The following is an 18,733-nucleotide window of genomic DNA, read 5'->3' as shown; positions in this document are numbered from 1 at the left end:
GGATTCCGGGCCCCGCACTCATGCCGTGCCGTACCGCGCCGTGGATATCAGTCGCCGCAGCGGCCCTCGCGGAGCGAGTGCAGGTGCTCGCTGGACTTGCGGGCGAAGGCGAAGGACTCGGCAGGGTTGTCGTGCTCGGCCTGCCAGTGGTGGTACGTGCGGCCCCGACGGGAGTGCCTGGTGACCGCCGACAGGAACTTCTTGTAGTCGATGTCGCCGTCGCCGACGTCGGTCATGCGGTAGCCGTCGCGGACGGCGGCGTCCTTGATGCCGTCCTTGACGTGGAACAGCGGATAGCGCTCGGGCTGGTCGAGGACGTACTTCAGCGGGTCGAAGGGGGCGGGGGTGCCGTCCGCCCTCTTGCCGAAGCGGAACTGGCCGGCGTACGCCCAGTAGATGTCCATCTCCAGGTAGACGAGATCGGGGTCGGTCTCGGCGAGCAGGACGTCGTAGAGGCGGACGCCCGGCTGGTCGGTGGCGAAGGAGAACTCCTCGGCGTGGTTGTGCTGGTAGAACTTCATGCCGCGCTCGCGGGCCGCCGCGCCGTAGGTGTTGAAGTCCTCGGCGGCGCGCTTCCAGCCGTCGACGGTGGAGCCGTAGCGGAACGGCCCGGACGCGGTGCCGATGTGCTTGAGGCCAAGAGCCTGGGCGTCGTCCAGGACCTTGGTGAGGCTGGTCGCGAAGGAGTACGCCCCGGGGTCGGAGGAGTAGTAGTTGACGTGGCTGCCGATGGGGTTGAGGCCGTGGTCCGCGGCCAGCTGCCTGAGCTGGGCGAGGGTGATGGCGCCCGCGGACCCCTGGGTGTACCCGGCGAGTTCGATCTCGTCGTAGCCGTACTTCTCCAGTTCGGCGAAGACGGGGGCGAAACCGAGGGTGGAGACCTTGTCGCGGAGGCTGTAGAGCTGGATGCCGAGGCGGCCGGGGGGCAGGACGGGACGGCCCTTGCCGCGGTCCTTGCCATGGTCCTTGCCCCGGTCCTTGCTGTCCGCGGCGGCCGGGCCCATGCCGAGCAGGGCGGCCGCGGTGGCGCCCGCCGCGACGCCGAGGACGTTGCGGCGGCTGAGTCGGTGGGCGAGCTCGGAGTCGTGCGGGGTGCGGCTCATGGGTCTCACGGTGGAACTCCCTTTGTCAGTGCAGTCCGGCAAGCTGAAGGAGCAGGGCTTTCACATCGGTGGCCGCGACGCGGCCCTCGACGGCGCGGGGGGTGGAGCACAGGATGAGCGGACCGTCTTCGTCACGCTCGGGCAGGCGGCCGTGGCTGCCGCGTACGGGTGAGGGGTCGAGGGGCACGACCGCCATGCGGTAGCGCATGCCGAGCTTCTTGCGGGCGAGGGCCTTGGCCGCCTTGACGCGTACGTACGGGTCCTGGGGGTCCATGAAGAGCTCGACAGGGTCGTAGCCGGGTTTGCGGTGGATCTCGACGAGCCGGGCGAAGTCGGGTGCCTTCGCGTCGTCGAGCCAGTAGTAGTACGTGAACCAGGCGTCGGGTTCGGCCACGGCGACCAGTTCGCCGGAGCGCGGGTGGTCGAGGCCGTGCGCCTTCTTGCCCGCGTCGTCGAGGAGTTCGCCGATTCCCCCGACGTCCTTGAGGGCCTCGCGTACGGCTGCCATGTTCCCGGGGTCCTCGGGCCTGCGCACGTAGACGTGCGCGAGCTGGTGGTCGGCGACGGCGAAGGCGCGGGAGGTCATGGGGTCGAGGTACTCCATGCCGTCCTGGGTGTGGACCTCGAGGAGGCCGGCCCGGCGCAGGGCCCGGTTGATGTCGACGGGGCGGCTGACGCGGGTGATGCCGTACTCGGAGAGGGCGACGACCGTGCGGCCCTCGGCCTTCGCGTCGGCGAGCAGGGGAGCCAGGGCCGTGTCCAGGTCGGTGGCCGCCCGGTGGGAGCGGGGATCGTCGGGGCCGTACCGCTGGAGGTCGTAGTCGAGGTGCGGGAGGTAGCAGAGGGCCAGGTCGGTGGGGCGGGTGCGGAGGATGTGGCGGGTGGCGTCGATGATCCACCGGGAGGAGACGATGTCGGCGCCCGGACCCCAGAAGTGGAAGAGGGGGAACGTGCCGAACCTGTCGGTCAGTTCGTCGTGGAGTGCGGGGGGCCTGGTGTAGCAGTCGGGTTCCTTGCGGCCGTCGGCGTAGTAGACGGGGCGCGGGGTGACGGTGATGTCGGTGTCGGCGCCCATCGCGTACCACCAGCAGATGTTGGCGACGGTGTAGCCGGGGTGGACGCGGCGGGCGGCGTCCCAGATCTTGTCGCCTTCGACCAGACCGTTGTGCTGGCGCCAGAGGAGGACCTCGCCGATGTCGCGGAAGTACCAGCCGTTGCCGACGATGCCGTGCTCGGCGGGGAGGGTTCCGGTGAGGAAGGTGGACTGGGCGGCGCAGGTGACGGCGGGCAGGACGGTGCCGAGGGGAGCCCTGGAGCCGGACTGCCCGAGGGCCTTGAGGTGCGGCATGCGGTCGAGGAGCTGAGGGGTGAGGCCGACGACGTCCAGGACGAGGAGCGGGGTGGGCTTCCGGGCGGGAGCGGGGCTCATGGCAGCTCCTTGAGGCCGAGGCCGGTCAGCAGGTCGCGGGCGAGGGTCAGTTCGGCGGCGATGCCGTCGGCCAGCTGGGCGCGGGTGCGGGGGCGCAGCTCGGGCGGGAGCGCCTGCCAGGTGTACGTCTCCACCTCCAGGTGGCGGGTGAGCGGCTCCGGGCCGCCGACGAGGCGGGTGAGCGCGTCCTCGAGTACGGGGAGGGTGGAGGTGAGCGGCGGGGCGGGCGGGGCGTGCAGGGGTACGTGGAAGTGGGCGCGCCAGGGGGCGCCGTCGGGCAGGGCGCTGCCGGTGAGGGCCTCGTCGAGGTCGTCGGTGCCGCGCAGGCCGGTGGTGGTGCAGGTACGGGTCTGGTGCAGGAAGCGGGGTTCGGCGAAGGCTGCGAGGGCTTCGCGTACTGCGGGGAGGTGGGGTTCCTCGGCGTGCAGGGCGGCGGAGAGCTGGGCCTTGGCGATGGTGACGCCGGCGGCGGTGAGCGCGTCCAGGGCGGTCGCCGGGTCCTCGAAGGAGGTGGCGAGGTGGCAGGTGTCGACGCAGACGCCGATGCGCGGGGCGGCCAGGTCGGTGAGCGGGCCGATGGCGTCGGCGGTGGTCTCGACGGCGCAGCCGGGCTCCGGTTCGAGGCCGACGCGGAGGGACTTGCCCGTCAGCTCCTCCAGGGCGTCGAGGCGTTCGGCGAGGGTGGCGAGGGCCGTGCGGGCGGCCTCGGCGCGGGCCGCGTCGAAGGGGGTGCGCCAGGCGATCGGGAGGGTGGAGACGGTGCCTTCGGTGACGTCGTCCGGCAGAAGCGCGGCGAGCAGGCGGGCGAGGTCGGTGGTGTGGGCGAGGCGCTCGGGGTCGGTCCAGTCCGGTGTGTAGACGCGGTACTTGACCTCTCCGGCGCCGAACCCCTCGTACGGGAAACCGTTGAGGGTGACGACTTCCAGGCCGCGCCGGTCCAGTTCGCCGCGCAGGCCGCGCAGGGTCGCCGGGTCGGTGGTCAGGGTGTGCGCGGCCTCCTTCGCGAGCCACAGGCCGATGCCGAGGCGGTCGCGGCCGAGGCGTCTGCGGACGGGTTCGCAGTGGTCGCGGAGCTGGGCGAGTACGCCGTCGAGGGTCTCGGCGGGGTGGACGTTGGTGCAGTACGCGAGGTGGACGGTGGAGCCGTCCGGGTGGCGGAAGCGCATCGCTCACTCCCCGCCGCGGAGGATGGAGTTGCCCTCGTGGAGAGGTTCGGGGGCGTCGGGCACGTCGAGCTGGAGGCGGCCGCTGAGACCGTAGAAGGCGACCGGGTTGCGCCACAGGACCCGGTCCACGTCGTCCGCGGTGAAACCCGCGGCAAGCAGGGCGTCACCGACCCTGCGGGTCTTGAGCGGGTCGCTCTTTCCCCAGTCCGCGGCGGAGTTGACCAGCACTTTTTCCGTGCCGTACTCCTTGATCACCGCGACCGTGCGCTCCTCGTCCATCTTGGTGCCGGGGTAGACGGAGAAGCCGAGCCAGCAGCCGCTGTCAGCGGCGGCCTTCACGGTTGTCTCATTGAGGTGATCGAGCAGGACGCGGTCCGGGGGGAGGTCCGATTCACGGATGACGTCGACGGTGCGGTGCAGACCGGCGAGCTTGTCGCGGTGCGGGGTGTGGACGAGGGCGGGCAGTCCGTGGCCGGCGGCCAGCTGGAGCTGGGCGGCCAGGGCGGTGTCCTCGGCGGGGGTCATCGAGTCGTAGCCGATCTCGCCGACCGCAACGACCCCGTCCTTGACGAGGTAACGGGCGAGCGCGTCGAGAACGGGGACGCAGCGGGGGTCGTTCGCCTCTTTGGGGTTGAGGGCGATCGTGCAGTGGTGGGCGATGCCGTACTGGGAGGCGCGGAAGGGCTCCCAGCCGAGGAGCGCGTCGAAGTAGTCGAAGAAGCTGGCCGGCGAGGTACGGGGCTGGCCGAGCCAGAAGGACGGCTCGACCACGGCACGCACCCCGGCGGCGTACATCGCCTCGTAGTCGTCGGTGGTACGGGAGGTCATGTGGATGTGGGGGTCGAAGATGCGCATCAGGACTCCTGGGTGGGGGCGGCCGTAAGAGCCAGGACGCGGTCCAGACCCTCCGGAACCGGGCGGCCGGCGGCGGTGCGCTCGGCGGCGTAGTCACGGAGCATCCGGGCCAGCTCGGCGTCGCCGGCGGCCCGGCCGGCCAGGTCCGCGACGGCGCCGGCGGGGACGCCGGTGAACAGGCACTTGAGAACGGCGTGCCGCCAGGCGTGCTGGTCGAGATGGGCGGCGGCGTACGGGCCGACCGCGGCCGCGACCAGGCGCGTGTCGTTCGTCCGCAGCGCGTCCTCGACCAGCGGGAGCGCGGAACCGGCGGGCACGTCGCCCAGGTGCGGCAGCGCGAGCAGGACCGCGCGGCGCTCGGCCGCGGTGCCGTGGGTGTAGAGCCGGGTGGTGGTGGCGTGGTCGGCCCGTACGGCGTGCAGGAGGAGGACACGGGCGGCGTCGGCCAGGTCCTGGGCACCCGGGCCGGGCGGACCGGGCGAGCCGGCCGGACCGGCCTGGGCCGGGTGGCAGTGGCGGCCCGCTTCGGCGAAGCGGGTCTCCCAGGTGGGAAGGGACCACTGGGGGCGGTCCGCCGGTCGGGGTGACTCGGCTTCCGCCTCCGCCTCGGCCTCCGCCAGGGCCTCGTGCAGCCAGGCGCGGTCCGCGCCGGCCAGTCGTTCTTCGAGTGCGGCTTGGAGGGCTGCGGGCGGTGCGCCGTCGGTCAGCCCGGTCAGCATCGTGCGTCGCCTCCTGCCGGGAGGAGCGGTTCGGTGGGCAGTGCCGTGCGGAGGAAGTCGAGGGAGCGTGCCGCCAGGTCGGGGCCGGCGTGCGAGTGACGGGGCAGTTCGACGACCGTCAGGCCCTGGTAGCCGGTGGCCGCGAGCGCCTCCAGGACGGGCGGGAAGTCGATCTCGCCCTCGCCGAACGGCAGGTGCTCGTGTACGCCGCGCCGCATGTCCTCGATCTGGACGTGCCGCAGCCAGGGCCCGGCCTGGCGTACGCAGTCGGCGGGCGAGGACGGTTCCAGGCACTGGCAGTGGCCGATGTCGAGGGTCAGGCCGAGGGCGGACGGGTCGCCGAGGGCGCGGCGCAGGTGGTGGAAGTCGGCGAGGGTGGAGAGGAGGTGCCCGGGTTCGGGCTCGACGGCGAGCGGTACGCCGGCGGTGGCGGCGGCGTCGATGACGGGGACGAGCGACTCCGTCAGCCGCTGCCAGGCGGTGCCGGGCGAGGTGGCCGCCGGGGTGACGCCGCTGAAGCAGTGCACGGCGTGGGCGCCCAGGTCGGCGGCGACGCGTACCGCCGTGAGGAGCAGCCCGGCGCGGGCGGCGCGGTCTTCGGGGTCCGGGTCGAGCAGGGACGGGCCGTGCTTGCGGCGCGGGTCGAGGACGTACCGCGCGCCGGTCTCGACGGTCACGCCCAGCCCCAGCCGCGCCAGCCTGCGGGCGACGTGGCCGGTGCGGGCGGCGAGTCCGGGGGCGAGGGGGTCGAGGTGCATGTGGTCGAGGGTCAGGCCGACACCGTCGTAGCCGAGGTCGGCGAGGAGGGCGAGGGCGTCGTCCAGGCGGAGGTCGGTGAGGCCGTTGGTGCCGTAACCGAAGCGGAGGGGGGCGGGAGTGGGGGCGGAGAGGGGAGTGGAGGTGGAGAGAGGAGTGGGGTTCATGTGGGGCTCACCTTTCGCGACAGCTTCCGGGCGACGGGTACGAGCCCCATGAGCGCCGCCCCGGCCCCGGCCGCGCCACTGCGGGCCGCGAGCGCCGCCTGCAGCGGGATCATGGCCCGGATCCCACCGCCCACGGCGCGCTGGGTGAGGGGCGGGGAAGGGTTGAGCGCGGCGTGGAAGAGGGGCTTGGCCGCGGTGCGGAAGTAGGTGGCTGCCGCGAGGGCGGCGGGGGTCGCCAGGCGGGCGGCGACGCGTACGGCTCCGTGGCGGGAGGCGGCGGGGGCGTGCGCGTACGGAGTGCGGTTCGTGGCGCCGGGGCGTTCGCGGGCGGCCAGTACGGCCAGTACGGCGGTCGCCGCGAGGGCGGCGAGTGGCGCGGCCGTCGAGCCGCCCTGCGTCTCGCGGCGCGAGACCGCCGTGACGGCGTAGGTGTGCGCGCCGAGCATCGCCGCGGCGGTCAGGGCGTCCCGCGTACCGGAGTCGCGGGACGCGCCCCCTGCGGGGCCGGGGCGGGCCCGGCGGAGCCCACTCCCCGCCCCGCCCCTTCCCGAAGTCCTCGACCGCCGGACGGGGTTGATCTTCCGCTCCGGGCCGGAAAGCCCGCCCCTGTCCGGCAAGCTCCAGCCCGTCAGGGGGGTCCCTCCCCTGCTCCTGAGGCTGTGGGGGAGGTTGAGGACCGGGGCCTGGGGCGGAGCCCCGGTCCGGGAAGGGGCGGGGCGGCGAAAGGGAAGACCTGCCCGGCCGGTCCCCGCCCGTGTGGCCGCCGCGCCGAGGAGCAGGTCCAGGGCCCGGGCCGTCGCCATCACGGCGGGGGCCGCCGGCGTGTGCTTCAGGCGCAGGTCGTACGCCCAGACCGTGGCGGCCAGCGGGACGGCCGTCCCCAGGGCCGGCCGTCCCGCCCCGGCCGCCAGGGCGAGGCCCGCCACCGTCAGCGCGCACGACGCCGCCAGGGCGGCTCGCGGGGTGACGCGGCCCGAGGGGATCGGGCGGTGCGGGCGGTCCACCGCGTCCTCGGCCCGGTCCGCCCAGTCGTTCAGGGCCATGCCCGCCTCGTACAGGCACACCGAAGCCCCGACGGCCAGCGCGGTGCCCCGGTTGGGGCGTACGCCGACGGACGCCGCGCCCGCCACCGCGTCGCCCACCACGGTGAACAGCGCCGACACGCGCAGAAGTTCCGCCCACGCGGTGACGCGGGCGGTCGTCATCGGGCCTCCCGCAGGCGGGTCCCGAAGGCCAGGAGCGCCTCGTACTGCTCCCCCAGCGCCGCCGGTCCGCCGTCCGGGTCCTTGAAGTAGAAGCCCAGCTCCGGCAGGGGGCCCGAGATGCCCGCCTCGTGGGCGCGGGCCAGCAGCCGGGCCAGGTCCAGGACCAGGGGCGCCGCGAGCGCCGAGTCGCACCCCTGCCACGTCGTCTGGAGCGTCATCCGCGACCCCAGGAAGCCCTCGAAGGCGATGTGGTCCCAGGCCGTCTTCCAGTCGCCGAGCGCCGGTACGTCGTCGATGTGGACCTCGCCCTGCGGAAGCGTGCCGAGGGTGTCGGTCAGGACGCGGTTCTTGCCCGCGTTCTTGGCCGCCGCCGCCGCCGGGTCGGCCAGCGCCGCCCCGTCCCCGCCGCCGAGCAGGTTCGTGCCGGACCACGCCCGTACGGACAGGGCGCGCTGCATGAACATCGGGGCGAGCACGGAACGGAGCAGCGTCTGGCCCGTCTTGCCGTCGCGTCCCGCGTGGGGAAGGCCGCCGGCCGCGACGGCGCCTCGGAGGGCTTCGGCGCGCAGCCCGGTGGAGGGGGTGAAGTTGACGTACGGGCAGCCGGCCCGCAGCGCCGCCGCCGCGTAGAGGGAGCTCGGCGGAAGCGTGTGGTCCGTGGGGACGGGTTCGGTGGAGGCGACGTTGACGACGACGACCCGGTCGAGCCGCTGCCGGTGCGCGAAGTCGAGCAGGTCCGCGGCGAACGCGTCGATGAGTTCCTCGTCGCCCCGCGTGTCGCCCGGCAGCGGGCCGCCGGTCCGGATCTCCCCTTCCGCTGCGGCCAGTTCGCTGCGTACGGCCGAGGCCAGGCCGTGCGGCAGGACGCCGCCCGCCTCCAGTTCCTCGGCCCGTTTGGGCAGGGGGCAGCTCGCCGTGTCGTGCCCGCCGAAGACGAGGGAGGAGAGCGGCGGAAGGCCGCTTCCGGCGAACGGCGGGGTCTCGGTGACCATGCCGTCCGCCGCGTGGAGCCCCGCGGTGAGCGCCGCGCAGCCCGCGACGGCGGTCGTGGCGACGGAACCTCGCGCTCCGACGAACCACACTCCGGTCCGTGCCGTGTGCGCCGTTGTGCCTTCGGATGGGGTGGTCACGGGCTGCCTCCCTGCCAGAGCGGTGAAGAGATGGGGAAGTGCACACGTGCCAGAGGGTGGCGGGCGGGGGCTCGGCGTGCTCCCGCCCGCCACCGGTCCTGGCGGGCGTGCCGGACGAGGAGCTAGGAGCCGTTTGCCGTCGGCAGCTCCTTGACCTTGATGTTGCGGAACGAGACGTCGTCGCCGGCCCCGTGGTTCTGGATGCCGATGTGTCCCTGGGCCAGGCTCCGCGCGGGGTCGGTGTTGGTGAAGTCGTTGATCTTCACTCCGTTGAGGAAGACGCGCAGCCGCTCTCCCTCGACCCTGATCTCGTACGCGTTCCACTCCCCCGGCGGGTTGAGCGCGGCGTCCCGTGCGGCGGTGTTCGCCGCCTTGAAGCCGTACACGGACCCGGTGGTCCGGTCCGGGGCGTCCGTCGCGTCGATCTGGATCTCGTACCCCTTGCCGACCGCCGACCACGGGTCGTCGGAGGCCGGGAAGCCCACGAAGATCCCGGAGTTGTCGTCACCGGCCATCTTCCAGTCGAGCTTCAGGGAGTACGACGTGAGTTCCTTGGCCTGGTGCCAGAGCAGGCCCAGGCCGCCGACGGAGTTCAGCGTGCGGTCCTTGATCTCGAAGGAACCGGGACCCGCCTGCTTCCATCCGTCGAGGGTCTCGCCGTTGAAGAGCGGCCGGTAGCCCTTGGCGGGCTTGCAGTCCGCCTTGGCGATCCCGGCGGCGTAGAGCATTCCGCCCAGCAGGTGCTTGCGGAAGGCCGGTTCGGCGTACGACTCCTTGGTGTGGCCGCCGCCGGTGTAGAAGGAGCGTCCGCCCTCGTACGGCTGGCACCAGGCGATCGGGTGGTCGCCCTTCATGGTGCCGCCGGTGTAGCTGGTCTCGTCGAGGGTGGCCAGGACGCGGGCCTGATCACGCGGGTTGGTGCGGTAGTTGTACCACTCGTCGGTGCGCTGCCAGGTGTTGTCCAGGTGCGCGGTGGCGGGGTGGTCGTGGTCCTCGACGCGTACGGTCGCGGACTGGATCTGCGGGTGCGAGTCGAAGTGCGCGCCGACGAGTCCGCCGTAGAACTTCCAGTCGTACTCGGTGTCGGCGGCGGCGTGGATGCCCAGGTAGCCGCCGCCGTCGGCGACGTACTGCTCGAAGACCGTCTGCTGGTGGGTGTTCAGCACGTCACCGGTCGTCGAGAGGAAGGCGACCGCCTCGTAGCGGGCGAGGTTCTCGGGGGTGAACTGCTTCGCCTCCTCGGTGGCGTCCACGGCGAGTCCGCGCTGCGCGCCGAGCTCCTTGAGGGCCGTGATGCCCGCCCCGATGGAGTCGTGGCGGAAGCCGGCGGTCTTGGAGAAGACGAGGACCCGCTTCTTGGGGGTGGCGTCGCTCTTCGCCGTGGAGAAGGTGAAGTCGTCGATGTCGTAGAGGGCTCCGGCGCCGCCCTTGAAGACGAGGTGGAGGGTGGTGGTCCTGCCCGGCGGGCGCTTGATGGTGGTGGTGACGTCCTGGAAGGTCTCCCAGCCGCCGGTCACCGGCACGACGGCCGATCCGACGAGCCTGCCGTCGGGCGATCCGGTGCGGACTTCGAGCGTGCCGCCCGCGCCGCCGGACGAGATCCGCGCGGTGAGGGAGGTGGCGTCGCCGATCCGGTACGGCGCGAAGGCGATCCAGTCGCCGTTCTCGATGTCGCCGACGGCCTTGCCGCCGTGTGCGGGCGCCTTGTTGAAGACGGTGACGCCCGAGGACTTCGAGAAGTGCTCGGCCTGGCGGTGCTTGGGCTGTGCGACGGCCTGGTCGTGGGTGGTCAGCGGCGCCTGGCCGCCGGCGCCCTTGTCCGTGTACTCCGCGTCGAACGCGCCGAAGATGTTGGCGTTCGGGTCGTGCTCGCCGTCGGCGATGGTCTTGATGGTGCCGGAGCAGCCGAACGCCTCGGTGATCTTGTGGCCGTGGCTGTCGTGGCCGAGGAAGTGCGACACCTTGACCTTCGAGCAGTCGACGGCGCCGTCCTCCGCGTCGGTGACCTTCACCTTGAACGGCACCTCGTCGCCGAAGGTGAAGAGCTGGCCGTCACCGGGCAGTTCGAGGGTCACCTCGGGCGCGGTGTTCCCCACGACGATCTGCACGCTCGCCGATCCGGTCCGCCCCGTGGTGTCCTTGGCGGTGACGGTCGCGGTGTACGTGCCGTTCTTCTTGTACGTGTACGTGGGGTTCGCCGACGCCGACGTACCGCCGTCGCCGAACGTCCAGGAGTACTTCAGGGCGTCGCCGTCGGAGTCCGTCGTCCCGGCCGACGAGAACCGCACGCGCAGCGGGGCCTGGCCCGACGTCTTGTCCGCCGCGGCTTCCGCGACCGGCGAGTGGCCGTCGGTGGCGTTCTCGATGCGGTAGAGGCCGGAGTGCTCGTTGCCGCCGAACCAGGCGGTGCCGTAGTCGAGGACGTACAGCGCGCCGTCGGGGCCGAAGGCCGAGTCCATGACCTGGGTGCCGGTCCACGGCACGGGGTTGATGGACTGCACGGCGCCGTCGGCGTCCTGCTCGATGCGCTTGATCCAGCGCCGGCCGAACTCGGTCGCGAAGAAGTCGCCGTCGTACGCCTCGGGGAACTTCACCGGGGAGTCGAGGTCCTTGTCGTACCGGTAGACGGGGCCGCCCATCGGGGACTCCGAGCCGCTGCCGAACTCGGGGAGCGATCCGCCGTCGTACGGGATCCACGCCTCCTCGGCGGGCGGCAGGTCGGTCAGGCCGGTGTTGTGCGGCGAGGTGTTCTTGAGCGCGGCGCAGTCGAACGCGGCGCCGGACTCCTTGGTCGCGAAGTCGTAGTCGACGTAGGGCTCGTTCTTGCCGGTGCAGAAGGGCCAGCCGAAGTTGCCGGGTCTGGTGACGCGGGCGAACTCGACCTGTCCCGCCGGGCCGCGCTTGGGGTCGGCGGCGCCGGCGTCGGGGCCGTAGTCACCGACGTAGAGCACACCGGTGGCCTTGTCGACGCTGAAGCGGAAGGGGTTGCGGAAGCCCATGGCGTAGATCTCGGGGCGCGTCCTGTCGGTTCCCGGGGCGAACAGGTTGCCTTCGGGAACCGTGTACGAGCCGTCCTCGTTCACCGTGATACGGAGGATCTTCCCGCGCAGGTCGTTCGTGTTGCCCGAGGTCCGGCGTGCGTCGTACGCCGGGTTGCGGCCCGGGCGTTCGTCGATGGGGGTGTAGCCGTCGGAGGCGAAGGGGTTGGAGTCGTCACCGGTCGACAGGTAGAGGTTGCCCTGCGCGTCGAAGTCGATGTCGCCGCCGACGTGGCAGCAGATGCCACGGGTGGCGGGTACGTCGAGGATCTTCTTCTCGCTGGCGTTGTCGAGGGTGCCGTCGGCCTTGAGCACGAAGCGTGAGAGCCGGTTGACGCCGTCGAACTTGGCGAAGTCGGCGGCGGTGCCCTCGTTGGGGGCGTCGCCTGCCGGGGTGTCCATCGGGGGCGCGTAATAGAGGTAGATCCGCCGGTTCTCGCTGAACTCCGGGTCGATGCCGATGCCCTGGAGGCCCTCTTCGTCGTGCGAGTAGACCGGGATCGTGCCGACGACGCGGGTGTTGCCCGCGCTGTCGGTCATCCGCAGCTCGCCGTCGCGCGAGGTGTGCAGCACGCTGCGGTCGGGGAGCACCGCGAGCGACATGGGTTCGCCCGTCTCGGGCTCGCCCTTGGCGAGGGTGACCTGCTGGAAGTCCTCGGCGGCGGCTGCGGCGGACGGGCCGGCGCCGCTGCCCGGTGCGGGCTTTTCGGCGGCGGTGGCGGTGAGGGTCAGTGAGGTGGCGGCCAGGAGGCTGCCGGTGAGGAGTGCGAGGGTCTTTCGAACCGATCCGGCTCTGAGCCGTTTCCTGTGCACGAGTGTCCTCCGGGAATGGGCCGGGCGGTGCTCGTCCTGCACCACGCCGGGCGGGGAAGCTCTCTGTCGCGGGAAGGGGAACCGGGATGCGCCGTCACACCGGAACCCACTCATGTCCTGTACACCTCAGGGACGGTAACCCCGTTCGTCCGGAACGGAAAGCCCTTGCGCAGCGGGTAAGTTGAACTTTCTCCCGCCGCAGGACAAAGCCGCGTCCGGGCAGCCGGCGTCCCGTGCGTGAAACCTAGTCACCGCCCCCGAACGCGGCGTCGAACGAGGCCGACGGCGGGTCGAAGTCGTAGCGCTTCAGCGTGGCCAGCGCTTCCGGGGCTCCGGTGAGGCGGTCCATGCCGGCGTCCTCCCACTCCACCGAGACCGGCCCCTCGTACCCGATCGAGCGCAGCATCCGGAAGACGTCCTCCCACGGGACGTCGCCGTGTCCGGCGGAGACGAAGTCCCAGCCGCGGCGCGGGTCGCCCCAGGGCAGGTGGGAGCCGAGGCGGCCGTTGCGGCCGTCGAGGCGTTTGCGGGCTTCCTTGCAGTCCACGTGGTAGATCCGGTCGCGGAAGTCGTAGAGGAAGCCGACCGGGTCCAGGTCCTGCCACACGAAGTGGCTCGGGTCGAAGTTCAGCCCGAAGGCCGGCCGGTGCCCGACCGCCTCCAGCGCCCGCTCCGTCGTCCAGTAGTCGTACGCGATCTCGCTGGGATGCACCTCGTGGGCGAAGCGCACCCCCTCCGCGTCGAAGACGTCCAGGACGGGGTTCCAGCGCTCGGCGAAGTCCTCGTACCCCCGCTCGATCATGTGCGGCGGCACCGGCGGGAACATCGCCACCAGGTGCCAGATCGACGACCCGGTGAAACCGACGACCGTACGGACCCCGAAGGCCGCCGCGGCGCGCGCGGTGTCGGCCATCTCCGCCGCGGCCCGCTGCCGTACCCCCTCGGGCTCACCGTCGCCCCAGATCCGCGCCGGCAGGATCGCCCGGTGGCGCTCGTCGATGGGCGCGTCGCAGACCGCCTGGCCCACCAGGTGGTTGGAGACGGCCCAGCAGGTGAGGCCGTACTTGTCCAGCAGGGCGTGGCGCCCGTCGAGGTATCCGGGCTCGTTCAGGGCCTTGTCGACCTCGAAGTGATCGCCCCAGCAGGCGAGTTCGAGCCCGTCGTAACCGAAGTCGCGGGCGAGCCGGCAGACCTCTTCCAGGGGCAGGTCGGCCCACTGGCCGGTGAAGAGTGTGAAGGGACGTGGCATGCGGAGACGACCTCCTACAGGGGTACGGGTGTGTAGACGGCGTTCTTCCCGGCGCTCTCCTCCACCGCCGCCAGCACCCGCTGCACCTGCAGCCCGTCCGCGAAGGACGGCTGCGGATCGGTGCCGGTGGCGATGGCGTGCACCAGGTCGCGCGCCTGGTGCACGAAGGTGTGCTCGTACCCCAGGGCGTGACCGGGCGGCCACCACCCCTCCAGGTACGGGTGCTCGGGCTCGGTCACCAGGATCCGGCGGAACCCGGCGGTGACCGCCGGCTCGGTGTGGTCGTGGAAGGACAGCTCGTTCAGCCGCTCCAGGTCGAAGGCCAGCGAACCGCGCTCACCGTTGAGTTCGACGCTGAGCGCGTTCTTGCGGCCCGCCGCCGTCCGCGTCGCCTCGAAGGAGGCCAGCGCCCCCGAGGCGAGCCGTCCGGTGAACAGCGCCGCGTCGTCGACGGTCACCTCGCCGCGCCCCGCATCGGCGCCCTGGGACCCCGAGAGCCCCGCCGTGGCCCCGGCGGGCAGGGGCCTGGACCGTACGAAGGTCTCGGTCAGCGCGGACACGCCCACCAGCGGCTCCCCCGCCAGGAACTGCGCGAGGTCCACGATGTGCGCGCCCAGGTCGCCGAGCGCGCCCGAGCCCGCGTGCTGCCGCTGGAGCCGCCAGGTCAGCGGGAACTCCGGGTCGACGAGCCAGTCCTGGAGGTAGGTGACGCGGACGTGCCGCAGCGCCCCGAGCCTGCCCTCCGCGATCAGCCGGCGGGCGTACGTCATGGCGGGCACCCGGCGGTAGTTGAAGCCGACCATCGCCACCTGTCCGCGGGTCCGGGCGCGTGCGGCGGCGGCCGTCATGGTCTCCGCCTCGGCGACCGAGTTGGCCAGCGGCTTCTCGCACAGCACGTGCTTGCCCGCCTCCAGGGCGGCGACGGCGATCTCCGCATGGCTGTCGCCCGGTGTGCAGATGTCGACGACCTGCACGTCGTCGCGGGCGATCAGGGCCCGCCAGTCGGTCTCGGCCGCGGCCCACCCGTGCTGGTCCGCCGCCGCCCGTACGGCCTTGACGTCACGTCCGCAGACGGCCGCGAGGACCGGCCGCGCCGGCAGGTCGAAGACGCGGCCCGCGGTGCGCCAGCCCTGGGAGTGGGCCGCTCCCATGAACGCGTATCCGACCATGCCGACGCCGAGCGTCGGCGGCGCCCCGGACGCGGTCCCGGCTTCCGCCCGCGCACCCGTCTCCGTCTCTTCCTTACCGGCCATACGGATTCCTCCTCGTCGAACTCGTCACTCGCACGGTGGGTGCTGGCGATGCGGCCCGGTCAGCTGAAGCCGGTCGGCAGGTACTGGTCGACGTTGTCCTTGGTGACGACGGCCGAGTAGAGGGTGATCGACGCCGGGATCTCCAGCTCCGACATGCCGCCCACCCCCTTGCCCTGGCCGAGCGCGCGCGCCAGGTCGATGGCGGACGCGGCCATGGTGGGCGGGTAGAGGACGGTGGCCTTCAGCACGCTGTTGTCCGCCTTGATGGCGTCCATCGCGGCCTTCGCCCCGGCCCCTCCGACCATCATGAAGTCGTCGCGCCCGGCCTGCTGGATGGCGCGCAGGGCGCCCACGCCCTGGTCGTCGTCGTGGTTCCACAGCGCGTCGAACTGCTTCTGCGCCTGGAGCAGCTGCGCCATCTTGGCCTGGCCGGACTCGACGGTGAAGTCGGCCGCCTGGCGGGCGACGCGCTCGATGTTGGGGTAGTTCTTGAGGGCGTCCGCGAAGCCCTGGCTGCGCTGCTTGGTCAGTTCCAGGTTGTCGAGGCCGGCCAGCTCCACCACCTTGGCGTTCTTCTTGTCCTTGAGCTGCTCGCCGATGTAGTTGCCGGCGTTGAGCCCCATGCCGTAGTTGTCGCCGCCGATCCAGCAGCGGTAGGCCTGCGGCGACGCGAAGATCCGGTCCAGGTTGACGACGGGGATGCCCGCCTTCATCGCCTGGAGGCCGACCTGGGTGAGCGCCTTGCCGTCGGCCGGCAGGACCACCAGTACGTCGACCTTCTTGTTGATCAGCGTCTGGACCTGGCCGATCTGCTGGGCGGTGTCGTTCGACCCCTCGGTGATCTCCAGGGTCACCTCGGAGTACTTCTCGGCGCGCGACGTGGCGTTCTCGTTGATGGCGTTGAGCCAGCCGTGGTCGGCCTGCGGACCCGCGAACCCGATGGTGACCGGCTTGCCGGGCTTGTCGTCGGTGGCGGCCGGCTCGTTGCCGACGGCCGACTCCTTCTTCTTCGGCTCGTTGCTGGTGCAGGCGGTGAGCAGGGCGCCCGCGGACACGGCCGCGGTGCCGAAGAGCAGTCCTCTGCGACTGGTTTCTGGCATGACGGTTCCAACCCTTCAGGTCAGGTCGTACGAGTAGGGGGGAGCAGGGGGCGGGGTCATGCCTCGCCGTGGCGCGCGGTGCGGCGCTGGACCAGTACGGCGGCGACGATGATCGCGCCCTTGGCGATCTGCTGTACGTCGCTCTGCAGGTTGTTGAGCGCGAAGATGTTGGTGATCGTGGTGAAGACGAGGACGCCGAGCACGGAGCCGACGATCGTGCCCCGGCCGCCGCTGAGCAGCGTCCCGCCGATGATCGCCGCCGCGATGGCGTCGAGTTCGTACAGGTTGCCGTTGGTGTTCTGTCCCGAGCCGGACAGGACGATCAGCAGGAAGGCCGCGATGCCGCAGCACAGTCCGGACAGCAGGTAGAGGTAGAGGCGCTGGCGCCGTACGTCGATGCCGGCGAGCCTGGCCGCCTCGGCGTTGCCGCCGACCGCGACCGTGCGCCGGCCGAAGGTGGTGCGGTTGAGCAGCAGCCAGCCGACGACGGTGACGACGGCGAACACCCAGACCAGCGGCGGTACGCCGAGCACGTACGAGTCGGGAATGCCCAGGTCGAGCACCGATTCGACGGTGACGATCTGCGTCTTGCCGTCGGTGATCTGCAGGGCGAGGCCGCGGGCCGACGCCAGCATGGCGAGCGTCGCGATGAACGGCACCATCCCGCCGTACGCGATGAGCAGTCCGTTGACGAGTCCGCAGGCGAGCCCGACGACCACCGCCGTGAAGAGGATGCCCGCGAAGCCGTACTCCTGGGTCGCGAGCGTCGTCGCCCACACCGAGGCGAGCGCCACGATCGCGCCCACCGACAGGTCGATGCCGCCGCTGGTGATGACGAAGGTCATGCCGACGGTGACGACGCCGATGACGGACGCCTGGGTGAGGACGAGCTGGAGGTTGCTGCTGTCCAGGAACTGGTCGGGCTTGGTGATGCCGCCGACGACGACGAGGACGGCGAGTACGCCGAGCAGCGACAGGTTGCGTACGTCGAGGCGCAGCCCGAGCCTGCGCCGGGCCGGCTGCTCGGTGGGCGGCCCGGCCGGGGTGACGACCGGTCCGTCCTGCTGCTGCTGCGCCGACGAGACGGGCTGCGTCATGGCGTCGGGCTCCCTTCCATCACGAGGTCGAGTACACGGTGTTCGTCGAGTTCCCGGGCGGGCGCCGTGTGGACGACGCGCCCTTCCCTGAGGACGAGCACCCGGTCGGCGAGCCCCAGGACTTCCGGGACTTCGCTGGATACGAGGAGTACGGCGAGGCCCTCGTCGGCCAGCCTGCGGATCACGGCGTACAGCTCGGCGCGCGCCCCGACGTCGACGCCGCGCGTCGGTTCGTCGAGCAGCAGCACCCGGCAGCCGCGCAGCAGCCAGCGGGCGAGTACGGCTTTCTGCTGGTTGCCGCCGGAGAGGGTGCGGACGGGGGCGTCGGGGTTGTCGGGGCGCAGGGACAGTTCGCGGGTGGCGGCCTGCGCGGCCCCGCGTTCGGCCGTACGGTCGAGCCAGCCGCCGCGCGAGAAGCGGGACAGCGTCGACACGGACACGTTGCGGGTGACGGATTCGAGCATCAGCAGGCCCTGCGCCTTGCGTTCCTCGGGGGCCAGTCCGATGCCTGCGCGGACGGCGGCGCGGACGCTGCCGGGGCGCAGGGGCTGCCCGCCGACGAGGACGCGGCCGGCGCTGGGCCTGCGCGCTCCGTAGATCGTCTCCAGGACCTCCGAGCGTCCGGAGCCGACGAGACCGGCGAGGCCGACGATCTCACCCGGACGGATGTCGAGGTCGAGGGCCGCGAACTCCCCTTGCCTGGCGAGCCCTTCGACCCGCAGCACGGGTGGGGCGGCCGCATCCCCGCCCGTGTCCGCCGCCCGTTCGGGGAAGACGTAGCCGACGTCGCGGCCGGTCATCAGGGAGACGACCTCGCGTGTCGGGGTGGTCTTGGCGGGCAGTCCGACCGCGACCGCGCGTCCGTCCTTGAGCACGGTCACGCGGTCGCCGATGCGCCGGATCTCCTCCAGCCGGTGGGAGATGTAGACGACGGCGACGCCGTCCGCGGTGAGCGCCGCCACGATGCGGAAGAGGTTCTCGACCTCGTCGGGGTCGAGGGCGGCGGACGGTTCGTCCATCACGATGAGCCGTACGTCGTGGGAGAGCGCCCGCGCCATGGAGACGATCTGCTGCTGGGCGGCGGAGAGCGAGCCGACGAGGGAGCCGGAGTCGATCTCCTGGTGGCCGAGGCGCCTCAGCAGGGCGGTCGCGGACGCGCGGGCCTCCTTGCCCCGTACGACGAAGCCGGCGGTGGTCGGCTCGTGGCCGAGGAAGATGTTCTCGGCGACCGACAGGCCCTCCACCAGGTCGAGTTCCTGGTAGATGGTGGCGATGCCGAGGCGCATGGCGGCGATGGGCGACTTCAGGGTGACCTCGGCGCCCTGCCAGGTGATCCCACCGCCGTCGGGCTGGTGTACGCCCGCGAGGACCTTGATGAGGGTGGACTTGCCGGCGCCGTTCTGGCCGAGCAGGCAGTGGACCTCGCCCGCCTGGACCTCCAGGTCGACGCCGTCGAGGGCGCGGACGCCGGGGAAGGACTTGGTGATGCCGGACATCGTGAGAAGAAGGGGTGGAGCTGCTTGCGGTGGCGCCATGACGGTTCCCCTCGGCTGGTGCGGCGGCCGGTGAGCGAGCAGGGCAGGATCTGGGCAGGACGGATCTGGGCACGGCGAAGCGGCCCGGGTGCGGTTGGTCGGTGCGGTGCGGGTCGTA

General features: G+C 72.1%; 14 protein-coding genes. All 14 read right to left on the bottom strand.

Going from position 1 to position 18,733, the window contains the following annotated elements:
• Positions 1-47 precede the first annotated feature (47 nt).
• The 14 genes from ACWDZ4_RS11840 to ACWDZ4_RS11775 all read right to left on the bottom strand — a co-directional run bounded on the left by ACWDZ4_RS11840 (position 48) and on the right by ACWDZ4_RS11775 (position 18,615).
• The gene (locus ACWDZ4_RS11840; RefSeq protein ID WP_451508245.1) at positions 48-1,103 is read right to left on the bottom strand and encodes a sugar phosphate isomerase/epimerase family protein; all 1,056 of its coding nucleotides are present in this window, start codon (positions 1,101-1,103) and stop codon (positions 48-50) included.
• Positions 1,104-1,128: 25 nt separating this feature from the next.
• The gene (locus ACWDZ4_RS11835; RefSeq protein WP_451508244.1) at positions 1,129-2,532 is read right to left on the bottom strand and encodes an alkaline phosphatase family protein; all 1,404 of its coding nucleotides are present in this window, start codon (positions 2,530-2,532) and stop codon (positions 1,129-1,131) included.
• Positions 2,529-3,698, bottom strand: a complete 1,170-nt coding sequence (gene eboE / locus ACWDZ4_RS11830; RefSeq protein WP_451508243.1) for a metabolite traffic protein EboE — start codon at positions 3,696-3,698, stop codon at positions 2,529-2,531. Before eboE ends, ACWDZ4_RS11835 begins: the two co-directional genes overlap by 4 nt.
• Before the next feature lie 3 nt (positions 3,699-3,701).
• Complete coding sequence (locus tag ACWDZ4_RS11825; RefSeq protein WP_451508242.1) at positions 3,702-4,553, bottom strand: TatD family hydrolase; 852 nt, start codon at positions 4,551-4,553, stop codon at positions 3,702-3,704.
• Complete coding sequence (locus ACWDZ4_RS11820; RefSeq protein ID WP_451508241.1) at positions 4,553-5,272, bottom strand: EboA domain-containing protein; 720 nt, start codon at positions 5,270-5,272, stop codon at positions 4,553-4,555. The genes ACWDZ4_RS11825 and ACWDZ4_RS11820 overlap by 1 nt, the downstream gene beginning before the upstream one ends.
• Positions 5,266-6,195, bottom strand: a complete 930-nt coding sequence (locus ACWDZ4_RS11815) for a sugar phosphate isomerase/epimerase family protein (RefSeq protein ID WP_451508240.1) — start codon at positions 6,193-6,195, stop codon at positions 5,266-5,268. Before ACWDZ4_RS11815 ends, ACWDZ4_RS11820 begins: the two co-directional genes overlap by 7 nt.
• On the bottom strand, positions 6,192-7,400 hold the full coding sequence (locus tag ACWDZ4_RS11810; RefSeq protein ID WP_451508239.1) for a UbiA family prenyltransferase: 1,209 nt from the start codon (positions 7,398-7,400) through the stop codon (positions 6,192-6,194). Before ACWDZ4_RS11810 ends, ACWDZ4_RS11815 begins: the two co-directional genes overlap by 4 nt.
• On the bottom strand, positions 7,397-8,530 hold the full coding sequence (locus tag ACWDZ4_RS11805; RefSeq protein WP_451508238.1) for an inositol-3-phosphate synthase: 1,134 nt from the start codon (positions 8,528-8,530) through the stop codon (positions 7,397-7,399). The genes ACWDZ4_RS11810 and ACWDZ4_RS11805 overlap by 4 nt, the downstream gene beginning before the upstream one ends.
• Positions 8,531-8,652: 122 nt before the next feature.
• On the bottom strand, positions 8,653-12,381 hold the full coding sequence (locus ACWDZ4_RS11800) for a ThuA domain-containing protein (protein WP_451508237.1): 3,729 nt from the start codon (positions 12,379-12,381) through the stop codon (positions 8,653-8,655).
• A 244-nt stretch (positions 12,382-12,625) separates the two neighbouring features.
• The gene (locus tag ACWDZ4_RS11795) at positions 12,626-13,630 is read right to left on the bottom strand and encodes a sugar phosphate isomerase/epimerase family protein (RefSeq protein WP_451508236.1); all 1,005 of its coding nucleotides are present in this window, start codon (positions 13,628-13,630) and stop codon (positions 12,626-12,628) included.
• A gap of 14 nt (positions 13,631-13,644) precedes the next feature.
• On the bottom strand, positions 13,645-14,883 hold the full coding sequence (locus tag ACWDZ4_RS11790; protein ID WP_451508235.1) for a Gfo/Idh/MocA family protein: 1,239 nt from the start codon (positions 14,881-14,883) through the stop codon (positions 13,645-13,647).
• Positions 14,884-14,942: 59 nt separating this feature from the next.
• Positions 14,943-15,983: a substrate-binding domain-containing protein gene (locus ACWDZ4_RS11785; protein WP_451508234.1), complete on the bottom strand. Its 1,041-nt coding sequence runs from the start codon at positions 15,981-15,983 to the stop codon at positions 14,943-14,945.
• A gap of 56 nt (positions 15,984-16,039) precedes the next feature.
• Positions 16,040-17,080, bottom strand: coding sequence for an ABC transporter permease (locus ACWDZ4_RS11780; RefSeq protein WP_451508233.1), 1,041 nt, complete (start codon positions 17,078-17,080; stop codon positions 16,040-16,042).
• Positions 17,077-18,615 (bottom strand): sugar ABC transporter ATP-binding protein, encoded by a 1,539-nt coding sequence (locus ACWDZ4_RS11775; protein ID WP_451508232.1) that lies wholly within the window; start codon positions 18,613-18,615, stop codon positions 17,077-17,079. Before ACWDZ4_RS11775 ends, ACWDZ4_RS11780 begins: the two co-directional genes overlap by 4 nt.
• Positions 18,616-18,733 lie beyond the last annotated feature (118 nt).

The organism is Streptomyces sp. NPDC003016 (genome assembly GCF_053591455.1).
This window is presented reverse-complemented; position numbering and strand designations above follow the sequence as displayed.

What these genes read in the sequence shown, in the direction of transcription:
- ACWDZ4_RS11790 (WP_451508235.1), bottom strand. Translation starts at nt 14,883, where the DNA reads ATGGCCGGTAAGGAAGAGACGGAGACGGGTGCGCGGGCGGAAGCCGGG.
- ACWDZ4_RS11810 (WP_451508239.1), bottom strand. Translation starts at nt 7,400, where the DNA reads ATGACGACCGCCCGCGTCACCGCGTGGGCGGAACTTCTGCGCGTGTCG.
- ACWDZ4_RS11780 (WP_451508233.1), bottom strand. Translation starts at nt 17,080, where the DNA reads ATGACGCAGCCCGTCTCGTCGGCGCAGCAGCAGCAGGACGGACCGGTC.
- ACWDZ4_RS11825 (WP_451508242.1), bottom strand. Translation starts at nt 4,553, where the DNA reads ATGCGCATCTTCGACCCCCACATCCACATGACCTCCCGTACCACCGAC.
- ACWDZ4_RS11815 (WP_451508240.1), bottom strand. Translation starts at nt 6,195, where the DNA reads ATGAACCCCACTCCTCTCTCCACCTCCACTCCCCTCTCCGCCCCCACT.
- ACWDZ4_RS11835 (WP_451508244.1), bottom strand. Translation starts at nt 2,532, where the DNA reads ATGAGCCCCGCTCCCGCCCGGAAGCCCACCCCGCTCCTCGTCCTGGAC.
- ACWDZ4_RS11795 (WP_451508236.1), bottom strand. Translation starts at nt 13,630, where the DNA reads ATGCCACGTCCCTTCACACTCTTCACCGGCCAGTGGGCCGACCTGCCC.
- ACWDZ4_RS11775 (WP_451508232.1), bottom strand. Translation starts at nt 18,615, where the DNA reads ATGGCGCCACCGCAAGCAGCTCCACCCCTTCTTCTCACGATGTCCGGC.
- ACWDZ4_RS11820 (WP_451508241.1), bottom strand. Translation starts at nt 5,272, where the DNA reads ATGCTGACCGGGCTGACCGACGGCGCACCGCCCGCAGCCCTCCAAGCC.
- eboE (WP_451508243.1), bottom strand. Translation starts at nt 3,698, where the DNA reads ATGCGCTTCCGCCACCCGGACGGCTCCACCGTCCACCTCGCGTACTGC.
- ACWDZ4_RS11785 (WP_451508234.1), bottom strand. Translation starts at nt 15,983, where the DNA reads ATGCCAGAAACCAGTCGCAGAGGACTGCTCTTCGGCACCGCGGCCGTG.
- ACWDZ4_RS11840 (WP_451508245.1), bottom strand. Translation starts at nt 1,103, where the DNA reads ATGAGCCGCACCCCGCACGACTCCGAGCTCGCCCACCGACTCAGCCGC.